We start from the raw sequence: 16,341 nt of genomic DNA, 5'->3' as shown, positions 1-16,341 counted from the left end.
TGGCCTTGAGATGTGGATAACGGCTCCAAAGGAGACGCTTGTTGTGCAAAATAGCCACAATAACATACTCTGGCTGAAAAGCAGGGATTTCTAAAATTTATTCTTTACCGCTGTCACTTTTCGCCCTTCATTGAAAAAGATTCTGCAAAATGCTATACTTTTTTCAAGTTTATACTATGATACGATCTTCAGTTTTGATCAGGAGGGCGTTTATGGATTTAAAAGATTTGGAGTATACTCTGGCAATCGCAAAATACCGTTCCATCAGCAAGGCTGCAAAAGAACTCTTTCTTTCACAGCCTTACCTGAGCAGCAAACTAAAATCTCTGGAAAAGGAACTCGGAATCCAGATTTTCCGGCGCACGTCTACCGGGATCATTCCCACCGCCTCAGGTGAAGAGCTGCTGAACAGCGCCGCAAAGATTCATTCTGAAGTGGAATATATACGCCGGCTGAAAGCGCGATCTTCCTGCCGTCTGGATATTGTATCCTACTACAGGCCGTTCTTTTTCAACTGCTTTCTCCGTTTCCAGGGGAACTTTCCTGTAGAGGGTTCTGAAAGTTTTAAGGAGCTTTCCCTGAAGGAATGTTTTCAGGCGCTCAACTCCGGGGCCGCCCGTCTTGCGCTTGTATGCTACGCGAGCAACACTCATGCCATCTATGAAAAAATGGCCCGGTCTTATCATTGTACAGTCAAAAAGCTGTTCCCGGACGTCAGACTTTCCGTAATTATGCGGAAAGGGCATCCTCTTTCCGGACATTCCTGTGTAACACCTGAAGATATGTTTCGTTTCCCACTCGTCTGTTTCAATGATTCTCTGCCGTTTTTCAGGCATATTGAACTGACGGATTTCTCCGGTATTTTATATGTCAGTGACCGCGGCGGTTTTTTTGATACATTGGAAAACAGTGACAGCATCGGAGTTCTGGCTATTCTTGGAGAAGAACCTGTCAAACAGGATATCTGTTATGTTCCGCTGGAGTCAAAATATAATACACTGGACTTCCTGTACGCAACAGCGGACAATTACCAGCCAAATCCCCGGGAGGAACAGTTTCTAGCATTTATCCGTGAGTGCGCACACCCGGTTCAAAACCGGAACTGACGGCAGTTTTCAGCTGCCAGACACATCGCTTCATAATAAAAGGCGGGAGCCCGCCCATAGGGACAGCTCCCGTCTTTTCCTGTTTTCTAGCAGATTTCCGCTCCTGCCGGAACGTCTTTTTCAGGCTGCATCAGTACGATGTTTCCATTTTCATCTTCCGCACAGAGAATCATTCCTTCGGAAAGCACGCCTGCCAGCTTCGCCGGTTTCAGGTTGACAAGAACCATGACTTTCTTTCCGACCATCTCTTCCGGTGAGTACCATTTCTTGATTCCGGACACGATCTGTTTTACCTGGCTTCCGATCTTCACCTGAGAGCAGAGAAGTTTTTTGGACTTCGGAACTTCCTCACATTTGATGATTTCGCCTACCTGGAACTGCATTTTCATGAAATCATCGTAGGAGATTTCCGGTTTTGCCTCGATATCGATCACCGGACCTTCCTCTTCCTGCGGTGCTTCTTCCGGCTGTGCAGGATGAAGTTTCTCTACTTCTTCCATCACTTCTTTGATATCTCTTCTTGCAAAAAGAATCTCCGGCTTGTCTGTCACATGGCCGTCTCCAAGCTGCGCGAGGATCTTTTCGGCTGTCTCCGGCATATATGGTGCAAGCAGTTTTGCTCCTTCGGAGATGCTTGTAATCAGGTTGTAAAGCACTGTCTCAAGACGGTCTTTCTTATCCTCTTCTTTTGCAAGTGCCCATGGCATTGTTTCATCGATATATTTGTTGCAGCGTTTGAAAAGATTGAAAATCTCTGTGATGGCGTCTGCCACTCTCAGGTCTTCCATCTTGGCGTCCACTTTGCCGGATGTCTCTTCCGTCACACGCTTCAGGTCTGCATCCACTTCTTCTGCCACGCCTTTATCCGTCACTGTTCCGCCAAAATACTTATTTGTCATGGAAACTGTTCTGTTTACAAGGTTTCCTAATGTATTGGCAAGGTCAGAGTTCATTCTCTCTACCATCAGTTCCCATGTAATGACACCATCGTTGTCAAACGGCATTTCGTGAAGCACAAAATAACGTACTGCATCCACACCGAACAGGTTGACAAGCTCATCCGCGTAGATCACATTTCCTTTGGATTTACTCATCTTGCCGTCTCCCTGCAGAAGCCACGGATGACCAAATACCTGCTTCGGAAGCGGAAGATCCAGCGCCATCAGGAAAATCGGCCAGTAAATCGTATGGAAACGGATAATATCCTTTCCGATCAGGTGCAGGTCTGCCGGCCAGTTCTTGTTGAAAAGCTCAGAGCTGTTTCCGTCCGCATCGTATCCGATTCCGGTGATGTAGTTGGTCAGCGCATCCAGCCATACATAAACGACATGTTTCGGATCAAAGTCTACCGGGATTCCCCACTTAAATGACGTCCTGGATACACAAAGATCCTGAAGTCCCGGAAGAAGGAAATTGTTCATCATCTCGTTTTTCCGCGCAACCGGCTGAATAAATTCCGGATGCTCGTTGATATGCTGGATCAGGCGGTCCGCATATTTGCTCATTTTGAAGAAGTATGCTTCTTCTTTTGCCGGTGTACACGGACGTCCACAGTCCGGACATTTACCGTCCACAAGCTGGGACTCGGTAAAGAAGGATTCGCACGGAGTACAGTACATTCCTTCATAGTATCCTTTATAAATGTCTCCCTGATCATACAGCTTTTTGAAGATCTTCTGCACCTGTTTCTCATGGTAGTCATCCGTTGTACGGATAAAATGATCGTATGATGTGTTCATCATGTCAGCGATCTCTTTCACCTGGGCAGCTACTTTGTCCACGTACTCCTTCGGAGTCACGCCTGCTTCCTCCGCCTTCAGCTCGATCTTCTGTCCATGTTCATCTGTTCCGGTCTGGAAATAGACATCGTAGCCCTTGCTTCTTTTGTATCTTGCGATTGCGTCCGCAAGCACAAACTCATACGTATTTCCGATATGCGGTTTGCCGGATGTGTAGGCAATCGCAGTCGTGATATAATACTTTTCTTTTTCATTACAATTACTGCACATAGATTTTTCTCTCCTTTTTTAATAAACGCTAAAATCAGCTTCACCTGTTGATACGGTCCACCAGTCAACGCTACAAAATAAACATAGAGTTCCGCTTGCGGAACTCTCGCGCCGAGTGCGGTCGCGTCAGCGACAAATTTCTGCCTCGCACGAGTGCGCATCCCGCGGAGCGTTTTTATTTAACAGGGAACAAAGTTTCCTGTTAAATAAAAAGCCTTCCGGGGATATTTCCCCGGAAGGCGAATCCGCGTTACCACTTCCGTTTATCTGCCCCTCGCAGGACAGACCTCTGCGAGTGCCGGACGGCACCCTCCGCTGTAACGGGCGGAACCCATCATGAATTATCACGGTCATCCGTGTTCATCCATGCCGCTCTGAAGCCATCTTCCATCTTCCTTTCTCCATCCCTCTCAGCATCCGGGAATTCTCTGTAAGATTCCAGAACATGTACTCTCTTCTTCTACGCGTTTGCTTATGTAGTAAAAATGGTAGCATAGAAATTTTTGAAAGTCAAGATTTAACAATCCACTTCCCTTTTCGATTGGTTCCTACTCTTTCAATTACTCCCTTTTCTTTCATTTTTTTGATATAGTACTTCAACGTATTTTTATTTAAATTCAGTTTTTCAGCCATTTGTTTTTGAGAAAGAAACGGATTCTGTTCTATCAGTTCCATAATATTTTTTTCAGGATCATTTTCTTTAGACTGGGTGGTTTGGGTGACTGACTGGGTGGTCTGGGTGACTGACTGGGTGGTCTGTTCTTCTCTATTTCCCTCATCCAATGGTACAATAATTTTAAATATATCTCCTTCAATAAACTCGGGATCATTTCCAGAATAAAATTTACTATATTTAAATAAATTTCTTACACCAGAACCAAGCTGATCCGCATAACCAATATTTCTAAAAAAGGATGCGATAATTGGATTTTTGGGTATTGGTTCCATATTATCCGGTGTAATCACAATATTTTGAGAAGCACGATTGGCATTCTCCACATACATCCGTTCCTTTTCTATTACAAATTTTGCCTGATAAGAGCTTGTATATTCACGATGGATCAATGTATTCGCAATCATCTCACGGGTGATAATATTTCTCAGACTCTTACGTTGGTCATCTTCGAGAAAAAATTTATCCAGCAAATGCTTGCGCCCAAATTCCATTAAACGCTCATAGCTTTCTATCAAATTTGTCTGGATGATTTCTCTATCATCATAACGATCAATGTTTACTCTGCGTAAAAGCGCATCTGTCACATAGGCCGGTACAATGTCTAAAATTACATCGTCTTTTCCAAGAAGCATAACCGCTGCCAGATTGAATCCCTGCTCACCAGTTACACGATCAATAGAATATAATCTCGCACTTTTCAACAATTCATCATCTGTCATACGGCTCCACGGATGTCCGCTTCCGTTACTCTGATTTTCTGCCATAATACGAAGTTTAGGAAGCATATCAATCCGGTCATAAATTATTTTCTTGTAACTATGAACCTCGGCACTTGGTAAAACATGAATATGAATAATTGTCTTGCCCTCATATTTCAGGACTTTGGGTGACAAATAAACTGTAGGTGTAAACAACGCCGGATTGCTGACACAGCTTATAAAGTTTCTGACCATATCAGCTGCCGCATTTTCCGGCACCCCTAAAACAGTTCCATCATCCAGTACGCCTAAAAAAATGTCTCCTCCAAAACGGTTCAGAAAAGAGCATACTGTTTCATATACATCGCTTTCAATACCATTCCCACAACGCTTGAATTCCACTGCGATGGTTTCTCCTATGTCCAGTATTTCCTTAATCGCTTTTGAATCCACAGCCTCGCCTCCTTATTCCGTCACTTTCCCTCCGTAGTACACCAGTCCTACAACGCCCGGTCCTGCGTGTGTGCCTATGCTTGGGCTGACATCGTTGATAACGACATCCTCAAATCCAAGATCGTTTACCATTTTCTTCACTGCGAGGGCATCCTCCATGCAGTCTCCGTGAAGGATTGCCACTTTGCGGTCTTTTCCGTAATGTTCCGGATCCAGCGACTTTTCCATGTTGGTGACAAGTGTTTTCAGCGCCTTCTTCCGCCCGCGGACAGTGCCGTCGGATTTCAGTTCTCCTGATGCCGTTATACGAAGAAGCGGCTTGATGTTGATCATGCTGCCGACAATCGCAGTCGTTTTGGAGACACGTCCTCCTCTTTGAAGATGGTGCAGATCATCCACGGTAAACCAGACATTGATATGGCTTCGTTCTTCATTCAGTACTGTCAGGACTTCCTGCATTGCTTTCCCCTGCTCCCTTAATTCTGCCGCCCGGTACACTGACAGACCTTCGCCGAGGGATGCATTCAGGGAGTCAAAGATCTCGATTTTCCTGTCCGGATACTCATCGAGCAGCTCCCTTGCCACCATGCGCACGTTGTTATAGCTGCCGCTCAGTGCGCTGGAAAATGCAATGTGAAGGATATCTTTTCCTTCTTTTAAAACTGCCTCGAATTTTTCACGGATGACCGCAGGATTGTTTGCCATGGATTTCGGAAGTTCTCCCTTTCTCATTGTCTCGTAGAATTCATGCGGGGACATGTTTTTTTCGTCTCCGTAAACCTCATCTCCGAATGCGTAGTACTGCGGAATCACCGGGATTCCATATTTCTTCAAAACCTCTGCCGGCACATCCGAATTTGAATCTGTTGTAATCGTGTAGTCCATCGTTGTTCTGCCTCCTCATTTCATCTCTTTTCTCTAACTTTGTTTTCTCCGCTTGATCACTTTCAGCCTTGTAAATTCTTCTCTGTCTTTTTCTTCCAGTGCGTTGCTGATGCTTGATACAAGCTGTGTATACATCGGGATAGTGATGTTCTGCAGCGCATTGGCTCTCTTCTGCGTCTTTTTAATATTGGAAGCAAGCCGGTAAGCCGCATTCTCCACCATGGAAAGCTTCACCGTCAAATCTTTCACCTTCCGAAAAGCTTCCGCCGCCCGGTCCGCGGACTCTTTTGTCGCGCTGAACGCATAAGTCGGAACCGGGGTCTTCGGCGTATATTTCACATGCGGGATCTCCGTCCCCATGATACTCCTCGTCTGTATCACGATCGAATCTTCGATCGGAACCGTATATGCGATCTGGGAGATCGTATTGATCCCGTTTTCAATGTTTGCTTTCTGAAGACATTGATACGCATAGGTAAATGTGCTGTCAATCTCCTCCTGAATGGTGCGGGCCTGATCGATCAGATCCATCAGTTCCCGGATCAGAATGTTTCTCTTTTTATCCATCAGTTCATATCCCTGCTTCGCAAGCGCAAGAGAATTCTTCGCAAGCATCAGGTTGCCTTTTGTCGGAAATGTCCGTGGATCCAACAGCCTCACCCCTTTACATTTCTTTATTTGCTACAGAGCCTGGACTCGCACTCATGGTGACACCTTCATCCCGTTTTGTCGGATGATAGTATTTGTCCAGAATCTTCGTATTAACACGGTCCAGCTCCTCTCTCGGAAGCCGTCCAAGAAGCTCCCATCCAAGATCCAGTGTCTCCTCGATGGTACGGTTTTCCTCCGGACCCTGACCGATGTATTTCTCTTCAAATTCCTTCCCGAACGCAAGATATTCTTTATCGATCGGGGAAAGTTCGTCCTCTCCGATAACCGATGCCAGATTTCTTGCGTCTCCCACTTTTGCGTAGGCGGAAAACAGCTGGTTTGCCAGATCCTGATGATCCTCTCTCGTGTAACCCTCTCCGATTCCGTCCTTCATCAGACGGGACAGGGACGGCAGGACGCTGATCGGCGGATAAATGGACTGACCGTTTAAGTTCCGGTCCAGTACTATCTGCCCTTCTGTAATATATCCGGTCAGGTCCGGGATCGGGTGGGTAATATCATCGTTCGGCATCGTCAGAATCGGAATCTGCGTTACCGAACCGCCTGCGCCCTCCACGATGCCTGCTCTCTCATAGATTGCAGCAAGTTCACTGTACAGATAACCCGGAAAGCCCTTCCGGCTTGGGATCTCTCCTTTGGAGGAGGACACCTCACGCATGGCCTCGGCAAAGGATGTCATATCCGTCAGGATGACAAGGATATGCATGTTCTGCTCAAAGGCCAGATACTCTGCAACCGTCAGCGCTACTTTCGGCGTAATCAGACGTTCCACCACCGGATCGTTTGCCAGATTCAGGAACATGGCCACATGGTCTGCCACGCCGCTCTCCTCAAAAGTTCTGCGGAAAAAGTCCGCCACGTCGTGTTTGACTCCCATGGCCGCAAAGACAATGGCAAACTCTTCACCGGAATCCTCTCCCAGAGACGCCTGCTTGACGATCTGCGCTGCAAGCTGGTCGTGAGGCAGTCCGTTTCCGGAAAAAATCGGCAGCTTCTGTCCTCGAATCAGCGTAGTCAGGCCATCGATTGCCGAAATCCCGGTACGAATATAGTTCCTCGGATATTCCCGTTTTACCGGGTTGAGCGGCAGTCCATTGACATCCCGCCTCACTCGCGCGGCAATCGTTCCCAGATCATCGATCGGCTGTCCGATTCCGTTAAAGGTTCTTCCAAGCATCTCGCGGGACAGTCCGATCTCCATCGGATGCCCGGTGAGTCTTGTGTGGGTGTTGACAAGGGACATTCCCTCGGATCCTTCAAAGACCTGGATGACCGCCTTGTCCCCATAAAGCTCAATGATTCTTCCAATCCGCTTCTCGTTTCCTCCCACAATAAATTCTACAATTTCATCATAAAACGCATCCTGTACCCCTTCCAGTACAATGAGGGGACCGTTAATGCTGCTAAGCCCAAGATATTCGATTGGCATAACTGTTTCGTTCCCTCCTTTTATGCATTTTTCTCCAGCACACGCTGGTAGAAGGTATCAATGTCCCGCCGGTACTGCGCAAACAGTTCCAGCCGGTCATTCGGCACATCGTACTTGATGGCAATGACACGTTCAAAAATATTTTCCGACTTCAAAACCGACATCGGATGCCCCATTGTCACAAGGGCCCGTGCCTGTTTGTACAGATATAAAATCGTATCCATCATCAGGAACTGCTTTTCCAGAGAGACGCACGTATCATCTTTGTGGAAAGCGTTCTGCTGCAGGAAGCCCAGACGGATGACTCTTGCAATTTCCAGAATCAACTTCTGGTCATCCGGCAGAACGTCACTTCCGATCAGCTTGACGATTTCCAGAAGGCTGCTCTCCTGATTCAGAAGGGCCATCAGCCGGTTCCGGTAATCTACAAACTTCGGAGAAACATTGTCCTGATACCAGTGGGACAGATCCTGCAAATATTCACTGTAACTGGAAAGCCAGTGGATGGCCGGGAAATGTCTGGAGTAGGCAAGGCTCTTGTCCAGTCCCCAGAAGCATCTCACAAACCGCTTCGTATTCTGTGTGACCGGCTCCGAGAAGTCACCGCCCTGAGGCGATACCGCCCCGATAATGCTGACTGATCCTCTCGTACCGTTTAAGTTCTGCATCATGCCCGCTCTCTCATAGAAAGCCGACAGCCTGGATGCAAGGTAAGCCGGGAATCCTTCTTCTGCCGGCATCTCCTCCAGACGTCCAGAAAGTTCACGAAGAGCCTCCGCCCATCTCGATGTGGAGTCCGCCATGATCGCCACATCATATCCCATGTCCCTGTAATACTCGGCCAGAGTAAGTCCCGTATAGATACTTGCCTCACGGGCCGCCACCGGCATATTGGACGTATTGGCAATCAGCGTCGTCCGGTCCATCAGAGGGTTTCCGGTCCGCGGGTCTGTCAGTTCCCCAAACTCCTCCAGAACCTGGGTCATTTCATTTCCACGCTCTCCGCATCCGATATAGATAATAATGTCCGCATCGGACCATTTGGCAATCTGGTGCTGGGTCATTGTTTTTCCGGTTCCGAATCCTCCCGGGATCGCAGCTGTTCCGCCTTTTGCGATCGGGAACATCGTATCGATGATCCGCTGTCCCGTCACAAGCGGTACCGATGCCGCAAACCGCTGGCTCACCGGGCGCGGTGTCCGGATCGGCCACTTCTGGGCCATCGGAAGCTCCACCGTTTGTCCGTTTCCTGTATCCAGCGTCAGAAGCGGCTCTTCGATCGTGTACGGCCCGTCCTCCCGCACAGATACGACCGTACCGTGCAGATGCGGCGGAATCATACATTTATGGACAATAGCTCTTGTCTCCGGTACCTCCGCAAAAATATCGCCGCCGTTGACATAATCGCCTTTCTTCACAGTAAAATGGGTGTCCCATTTCTTTTCACGGTCGAGGGAGTCGACCGAAATTCCTTTTGTAATAAAAGCTCCGCCCGTCTCTGATATTTTTTCCAGCGGACGCTCAATTCCGTCAAATATATTATTCAGAATCCCGGGCGCCAGAGTCACCGACACTGCATTTCCGGAGGCGGTCACTTCTTCTCCCGGGCGAAGCCCCGATGTCTCCTCGTACACCTGAATAGTTGTCCGGTCCTTATCGAGGGCAATGACTTCTCCGACCAGATGATCCTTTCCCACATAAACCATTTCGGACATTCCGAATCCGGTATTGCCTTTCAGATAGATGACAGGCCCGTTGATTCCATAGATTTTCCCAGTCTTAGACAACTCCATCACCTCCCAGGAATACAAATTCATCATACTCCGATCTCAGAGCGGTCCTGAAAGAATGATCAATCAGAATATTTCTGCCGCGGATGACTGCCCGGACTCCTCCGATGAAGTCTTCGTTGCTGATCGTCAGCATAGTGCCGGACTTTAATTCCAGCTCCTCTTTCATCTCCTGATCCGAAGGATTGATATAGATTGTCAATCCCTCATCGCCCGCAAACTCTACAGACTTCCGGATACAGCGCAGAAGAAAGTCCCGGTACTTCTCTGTTTTCATATAGGATGCCACCAGTTCCATGACCTCCCGGAACACCTTGTCCTTTAGTTCTTTCTGCACTCTTCCTTCCTGCCTCTTCAGATCCAGCTGTGCCTTTGCCATCGCCTGGTTTTTCTGCTGTCTGGCATTGACTGTCTCCGCTTTGATCCGGGTCTCCATCTGGCGCACGGCCTCCTGCTTATGATCCTCAAACACCTTGTCGAGGGCCGCGCGGTAACTCGTTATAATCTCATTTCCTTCTGCTCTGGCCGCCTCCATTGAGGAGGTCTGAATCTTCGCAATTTTCTCATCTAATGTCAAAAGGAATCCCTCCTTTTATAATTTCAGTCCGATTGCTTCGGTAATATAAGATGTGATAAAGTCTTTTCTCCGTCCGGTTCCGTGTCTGTCAGGAATCTCCACAAGCAGAGGCATTTTCCTCTCCAGACGGAATTCGTCGATGAGATCCGGAAATTCTTTCCCGAATTTCTCCGTCAGAAGGACAATCCCCACAGTCTTGTCCTTCAGAACATTCTGGAGCGCCTCATAGAGCTCCTCACGTTCGTGTACGACAACTCCGTCCACGCCTGCAAGGCGCATTCCTGTATACGTATCGACATTATCACTGATCAGAAACATCTTCATCTTATAACTGTCCCAGGATCATGAAGGAGATGATCAGCCCGTACAGGCAGACACCTTCTGCAAGTCCTACGAAAATCAGCGACTTACCAAGGACGCTGGAATCCTCGCTGATCGCTCCAAGTGCCGCGCTCGCTGCACTTGCCACGGCGATACCGCCGCCGATACAGGATAAACCGGTAACCAGTGCGGCCGCGATATAGCCCATTCCCGTTGCTGTAGAGGCAGAGGCTGCCGCATCCGCCGCCTGTACATTCGGTCCTGCAAACATCATAATCGATGCCAGAACGAATGCTCCGAAGAAGAAAAATACATTCACTCCAATGGCACGTTTGTAACGCCCTTTGTTCTTCTCTCCGATCAGATAATATCCAAACGGAATGATAATACTTAAGATCAGTGCTGCAATTAGCGCTATTCTCGCTGCAAGAGTCATAATAAAGTCCTCCTTTATTTTTCCATTTTTCTGTTTTTGTTATATGGCTCAAACTTTCTTCCGCTTCCTTTATAGAACCGGCTGAACATCTCATAGTATTCCAGACGAAGTACCTGGATTCCGACTACAAGTCCTTCCATCAGACAGACAAACAGGTTTCCAAGCACGATCACCACCCAGTTTGTATGCCCGCCCTCTACTCCGGCAAGCATCAGTACGACCTCCATCATCGCCGCATGGCTGACGGCAAAGGCTCCGATACGCACGAAAGAAAGAGTGTTCGAAAAATAGCTCAGGAGCATCTCGAACAGTTCAAAAAATCCTTCTACCAGGAACATCACTGCTCCTTCTTTCATCTTCTCTTTCTTTTTCTTTATCTTATTAGTCAGCGGCTCCTTAAACAGGATCAAAAGAAGCGGTACTCCGAACATCACCAGAAGCACAATTCCTGCCGGTGTCTTGTGTCCGGTCATGAACAGAACCACAACCGCCACAATCGATCCGTAAAAGACAAGTCCTGCCACTCCGTTCGGATCAAACCATGCACCCTGTACATCGTGTCCCCGGAACGCATTGATAATATGAAGTACCATCGCCACCAGAATCAGCAGCATTCCAAAGGCAATCGACACGATAAATACCGTATTGAGTTTCCCGACAAACGGGAGCGTCGTCATATGGTCGATGGGCCGAAGCCACAAAGGCTCTATGATATCTTCAAACCCAAACACACTTCCAAACATGAAACCGAAGATTGTGGAGAATACTCCTGCCGTAGCAATAATTCCCGCAAGGGGAATTTTCTTAAAGTGGTAAATCAATGCTCCCGCAATGACAAGAAGAAGTCCCTGTCCTACATCACCGAACATCACTCCGAAGATGAAGGAATAGGTGATTCCCACAAAGAGGGTCGGGTCGATCTCATCGTGGGACGGCAGCCCGTACATGCCGACAAACATCTCGAACGGTTTGAAAAGCTTCGGATTTTCCAGTTTTGTCGGCGGTTCTCCGAAGTAGCTGTCATGGTCGTCCTCCACGACAACAAAAACCTTGTCGTCCTGCTCCGCTTCCGCCATAAACTTTTTGACGTCCTCTTCTGCCATCCAGCCGCAGAGAATGTAGTAATCTTCTTTTTTATCTTCCACCCTGGCCGCCATCTTACGGACGTCGAAATTGTGAGCAAGCTCTTCCAGCCTCTGCTTCGCCCACACAAGCTGCGGGGCTTTCTGTTCCAGCATCTTCGCCGCTTCTTTATCCAGGTCATCAATTTTCTTCTGGATTTCATACATTTCCTTCAGAAGCTTCTGGCTTGCTTCCTCCGGCGATCCTTCGTACTGCGCCGGAATCTCAATCCGCTCAAAATGAAGTGAACGGAATACCGCATCCGTCTTCTGGAGATCCGCAGGTGCGGCAAAGTAAGCACCGTAGACAGATGTCCCGTCCTGCGCTCCTTTTACAAAGACCGCATCCAGATCGTTCAGGAGATATTTCTCCAGCTTCTGGTACTGCTCCACCGGCATCTTGCCGAAACGGTAGGCAATATATTTATAATTCAGGATCTTTCCAAGATCACCGCCCATCGGCCGGAACGGCTCGATGATTTTCTGTCTGGCCGCAATCTCTTCTTTCTTCTTTTTCCACTGATCCTGCTGTGACTGCAGTTTTAAATATTCCTCATTTGTTGTCCAGATCAGTTCAAAAATATCATTGAGCCCCATTTTCGTATCCGGTAAGGTCTTATCCGGATCTTCCAGAAATCCCACAAACTGCACCGCTTTAAGAAGTGCATCCCTGTACGGATTCATTTCCACAAAGGGCCTTAAATTGTCCACTGTCTTCAGCTCAGAAAGCGCTGATTCCAGCTGGATTTCATATCGTGACAGATACAGATCCATCACACGGTCAATATCACTGCGCGGCCCTGAGATATTGACAAATTTCATTTTTACAATCATTTTTTCTGCCCTCCTGTATACTCCATGATCTCATCCGAGGATACACCATAGCGCACACATTCTATCACGGTCGTCAGCTTTTTGATCTCCTCCTCTTTCATAAAGAGGTAGGTATTGATCGACGCAATAGAGTACGGATTTCTCCTCCGGTCTGTCGTGTACAAATAATACAGATAATCCGCGTACATCTTTTCCACCGTCAGATTCTGGCCAAAATCATAGTGTCTTGCGTACGAGGTCTTCTGCACGGCATTCTGAAATTCCTCCAAAGTCGGCGCTTCCACCATCTCCTTGACCAGCCCGGTGCTGATCTTGTACTGGATCGGAATCAGCAGCGCATAAATATCCGGCGGGGACAGGCTGAAATATTTCTTGGCCCGGTAAATCCACTGAATATTCAGCATATTGATCTGGGTCCCGTAATCTCTCGCAAAAAGCTCCAGTTCCTTGTCCTTCAGGATCTTCTTGTGATCCTTCCACATGGAAACAAAGTAATACAGATTCAACGCCAGATCATAATCAAACAGTGTCGCCTTCCCTGAATCCCTCAGCTTCTTTAATGTCTCATAGTATTCCGTGCCCTTCAGGTTTTCAATCAGCTCATCCGTTGTTCTTACGTGGATCAGCTTTTCAATGGAAATCTGCGAATACCGGTCAAAAAATGCTTTCTTATGGTTCAGATCGAAAGGCTCCTGATAGTGGTTGATGACGATCCTCAGGCAATAGTTGATCAGCTCCACTTCATACCGCTTCAGATAAAGCTTTAAAAACTTTCTCTGCTCCAGTGTGCAGAAACGGTAAATCTTCGTGTAATCATGGTACAAGGACAGTTCCAGAAGCTTCTCGATGTTCCCCCTGTGTACAAGGGACGGCTCCAGATTCTCCAGGATTTCCCTGTATACAGTATTCTGAATCAGGTAAGAAACCACTTCCGGCACACTGCTCATGACCATGATCTCATCAAACTGCTCTTTTGTAAGGAGTTTGGCCTCCATTGCCCTTAGCTTCGTGACAATCCCACTGTAGGCAAGTAAATTTCCCATAAGCTACACCTCTGTGATCCGCTTTAAAATATCTTCTGCATACAATGTATGCTTCTCCTCATACTCCTTTTGAAGGGATGCGATGAGCTCCCGGCTTGTATTTTCCTGACCGGTAAGAAGGTTCTCCTTATCATGCTCAAGCCCCTCCTGAATCTTTTCGATCCGGGCTTTTGTCTCCTCCTCCATCCGAAGGTCAAATGCCTTTCTCTTCTCTTCGTATTCCCTGTCGAGTTTCTCTTTCTCAGCCTCTGCATGCGCTACAATCGCCGATGCAGTCTGCTCAATTTCCGTCAATTTGTTGATTACAGAGTCCATAGAAAGCCCCCTTTTTGTATAATTTGCAATTATCTCTTATCATACAACTTTTAAAATAAAATGCAATGGTTATTTCAAAAGTTTAACATTTGACCGCACTATTTCACATATAATATGACAAATTCTATCTGGAGCCTGAATTTATGAAATTTTCACTCCCAGTTTTCTCATGTTTTCGCAGAAAAAAAGTCCGGTTTGTCCTTCTGGCTGCGGTCAGCCTGGCTGCTGTCTCTCTGCTGATTTATTCCTTTCTTCCGCCCTCTTCGGACCCGGATTCTTTCTTTTCCAGAACGATCACCTCAAACAGCACGGATAAACAGTTTGAAGCATTTACAAAAACACTTTTCTTCCAGGAGGTGTCCGGCGATTCCATCAGCCTGCACTTTAATTTAAAGGATCCGGAAAGTTACGGGATTCTGGATGCGCCTGTCACCTTCGGTACCTTTGTATCCTCTCCCGAGAGTTCCGGAGCATCTCTGGAAAATACTCTGGCAGCACTTGACCGCTTTTCGCCAAAAAAGCTGTCCAAAGAAAATCAGCTCACCTGGCGGATTCTGGATTCTTATCTTGAGACCGCCCTTTCCTGTTCCGAATATCTTCTATATGAAGAGCCGTTAAGTCCGCTCACCGGAACCCAGTCCCAGCTTCCGGTTCTGCTCTCTGAATTTACTTTTGAGACGACAGAGGATATTGATACATACCTGTCACTTCTTTCTACCATGCCGGATTACTTTCAGTCTCTGATTGACTTCGAACAGGCCAAATCCGAGGCTGGCCTTTTCATGTCTGACGACAGAGCGGACGCCGTCATCCAGGAATGTCAGGACTTCGTCTCCATGGGAGAAGATCACTATCTTCTCTCCTCCTTTGAAGAACGCCTTGACGAGATGGGTACGCTATCGGACAGCGAGCGGATCCTGTACACAGCCAAAAACACAGATCTTCTGACTACTCAGGTTTTTCCGGCTTACCAGATTCTGATAGACGGCCTGACCGCCCTGAAAGGTTCCGGCACTTCCGACACGGGGCTTTGCAGTCTCCCGGACGGCAAAGAATGCTATGAAGCATTTCTGAAACAGGAAATCGGAACGGACCGTTCCGTCGAGGAACTTGAGCAGCTCGCCGCCTCCCAGATCATCTCTGATATGAAAGAGATGAAAGCGGCACTTCCCGCCTCCGGAATCGTGTCGGACGTTGTCCTTCAGGAATCCTCCCCGGAATCCATCCTCCTGGAACTGAAACAGAAAATGGAGCCGTCTTTTCCTGACATCCCGGACGTTTCCTTTACCGTCAAGCAGGTGCCAACATCCACGCAGGAATATTTAAGCCCCGCCTTTTATCTCATCCCGCCCATCGACGACAGTACCCAAAATACGATTTACATCAACCCGCGACATGAAATGGAAGGCTTAAACCTTTTCACCACACTGGCCCATGAAGGCTATCCGGGCCACCTCTACCAGACGACCTATTTTCTTTCGCAGGATCCGGATCCGATCCGCACCGTCCTGAACTTTGGCGGATATGTGGAGGGATGGGCCACCTACACAGAAATGATGTCCTACTATCTGGCGCTGATCTCCAAAGAAGAGGCCGTTATCCAGCAGAAAAACGCTTCTATCATCCTCGGTCTCTATGCTCTGGCCGATATCGGAATCCATGAAAAAGGCTGGTCGGAAGAAGACACGCTTGCTTTCTTCTTCCAATACGGTATCGGTGACAAAGACAGCATTTCGGAAATCTATCAGCTGATTCTGGGGGATCCGGCCAACTACGCAAAATATTATTTCGGCTATCTGGAATTTCTGGAACTGAAAAAAGAGGCCATGACCCGCTGGGGCGAAAATTTTTCCCAGAAACGGTTTCATAAGTTTGTTCTGGATATCGGGCCGGCTCCTTTTGATCTGATCAGAGAAGAACTGGAAAAAACGGACGCATAGAAAAAAGAGAAGACAGCGGTCACACAGGGCATCTGC

Annotated in this window: 14 protein-coding genes; 2 read left to right on the top strand and 12 right to left on the bottom strand. The window is 47.6% G+C overall.

Going from position 1 to position 16,341, the window contains the following annotated elements; translation table 11 throughout:
- Positions 1-212: 212 nt before the first annotated feature.
- On the top strand, positions 213-1,106 hold the full coding sequence (locus H6A32_RS12290; protein WP_171027976.1) for a LysR family transcriptional regulator: 894 nt from the start codon (positions 213-215) through the stop codon (positions 1,104-1,106).
- 86 nt (positions 1,107-1,192) lie between these two features.
- Here the strand turns inward: H6A32_RS12290 and metG are convergent, their stop codons facing one another.
- The 12 genes from metG to H6A32_RS12230 form a co-directional block, all read right to left on the bottom strand.
- Complete coding sequence (gene metG, locus H6A32_RS12285; protein WP_087169032.1) at positions 1,193-3,115, bottom strand: methionine--tRNA ligase; 1,923 nt, start codon at positions 3,113-3,115, stop codon at positions 1,193-1,195.
- A gap of 510 nt (positions 3,116-3,625) precedes the next feature.
- Positions 3,626-4,942, bottom strand: a complete 1,317-nt coding sequence (locus H6A32_RS12280; protein ID WP_204864461.1) for an RNA-binding domain-containing protein — start codon at positions 4,940-4,942, stop codon at positions 3,626-3,628.
- A gap of 12 nt (positions 4,943-4,954) precedes the next feature.
- Positions 4,955-5,827: a DegV family protein gene (locus H6A32_RS12275; RefSeq protein ID WP_138373761.1), complete on the bottom strand. Its 873-nt coding sequence runs from the start codon at positions 5,825-5,827 to the stop codon at positions 4,955-4,957.
- 33 nt (positions 5,828-5,860) lie between these two features.
- A complete protein-coding gene (locus H6A32_RS12270; protein ID WP_087169029.1) occupies positions 5,861-6,478 on the bottom strand; it encodes a V-type ATP synthase subunit D in 618 nt (205 codons plus the stop codon).
- 13 nt (positions 6,479-6,491) lie between these two features.
- Positions 6,492-7,928 carry a V-type ATP synthase subunit B gene (locus tag H6A32_RS12265; RefSeq protein ID WP_138373759.1) on the bottom strand — a complete coding sequence of 479 codons (1,437 nt, stop codon included), beginning with the start codon at positions 7,926-7,928 and terminating at the stop codon, positions 6,492-6,494.
- A 20-nt stretch (positions 7,929-7,948) separates the two neighbouring features.
- Positions 7,949-9,715: a V-type ATP synthase subunit A gene (locus H6A32_RS12260; protein WP_346342282.1), complete on the bottom strand. Its 1,767-nt coding sequence runs from the start codon at positions 9,713-9,715 to the stop codon at positions 7,949-7,951.
- Positions 9,708-10,295, bottom strand: coding sequence for a V-type ATP synthase subunit E (locus tag H6A32_RS12255; protein WP_242959050.1), 588 nt, complete (start codon positions 10,293-10,295; stop codon positions 9,708-9,710). Before H6A32_RS12255 ends, H6A32_RS12260 begins: the two co-directional genes overlap by 8 nt.
- 15 nt (positions 10,296-10,310) lie before the next feature.
- Positions 10,311-10,619, bottom strand: a complete 309-nt coding sequence (locus H6A32_RS12250) for a V-type ATP synthase subunit F (RefSeq protein ID WP_087169026.1) — start codon at positions 10,617-10,619, stop codon at positions 10,311-10,313.
- A gap of 1 nt (position 10,620) precedes the next feature.
- A complete protein-coding gene (locus tag H6A32_RS12245) occupies positions 10,621-11,052 on the bottom strand; it encodes an ATP synthase subunit C (RefSeq protein ID WP_087169025.1) in 432 nt (143 codons plus the stop codon).
- Between the two features lie 14 nt (positions 11,053-11,066).
- Complete coding sequence (locus tag H6A32_RS12240) at positions 11,067-13,007, bottom strand: V-type ATP synthase subunit I (protein ID WP_204864459.1); 1,941 nt, start codon at positions 13,005-13,007, stop codon at positions 11,067-11,069.
- Complete coding sequence (locus H6A32_RS12235) at positions 13,004-14,050, bottom strand: V0D/AC39 family V-type ATPase subunit (protein WP_087169023.1); 1,047 nt, start codon at positions 14,048-14,050, stop codon at positions 13,004-13,006. The genes H6A32_RS12240 and H6A32_RS12235 overlap by 4 nt, the downstream gene beginning before the upstream one ends.
- Positions 14,051-14,053: 3 nt before the next feature.
- Complete coding sequence (locus H6A32_RS12230; protein ID WP_087169022.1) at positions 14,054-14,365, bottom strand: hypothetical protein; 312 nt, start codon at positions 14,363-14,365, stop codon at positions 14,054-14,056.
- 143 nt (positions 14,366-14,508) lie between these two features.
- Here H6A32_RS12230 and H6A32_RS12225 point away from each other — a divergent pair, with 143 nt between their 5' ends.
- A complete protein-coding gene (locus tag H6A32_RS12225; RefSeq protein ID WP_204864458.1) occupies positions 14,509-16,305 on the top strand; it encodes a DUF885 domain-containing protein in 1,797 nt (598 codons plus the stop codon).
- Positions 16,306-16,341: the final 36 nt, after the last annotated feature.

The organism is Drancourtella massiliensis, assembly GCF_016900655.1.
Lineage (GTDB): Bacteria > Bacillota > Clostridia > Lachnospirales > Lachnospiraceae > Sellimonas > Sellimonas catena.
This window is presented reverse-complemented; position numbering and strand designations above follow the sequence as displayed.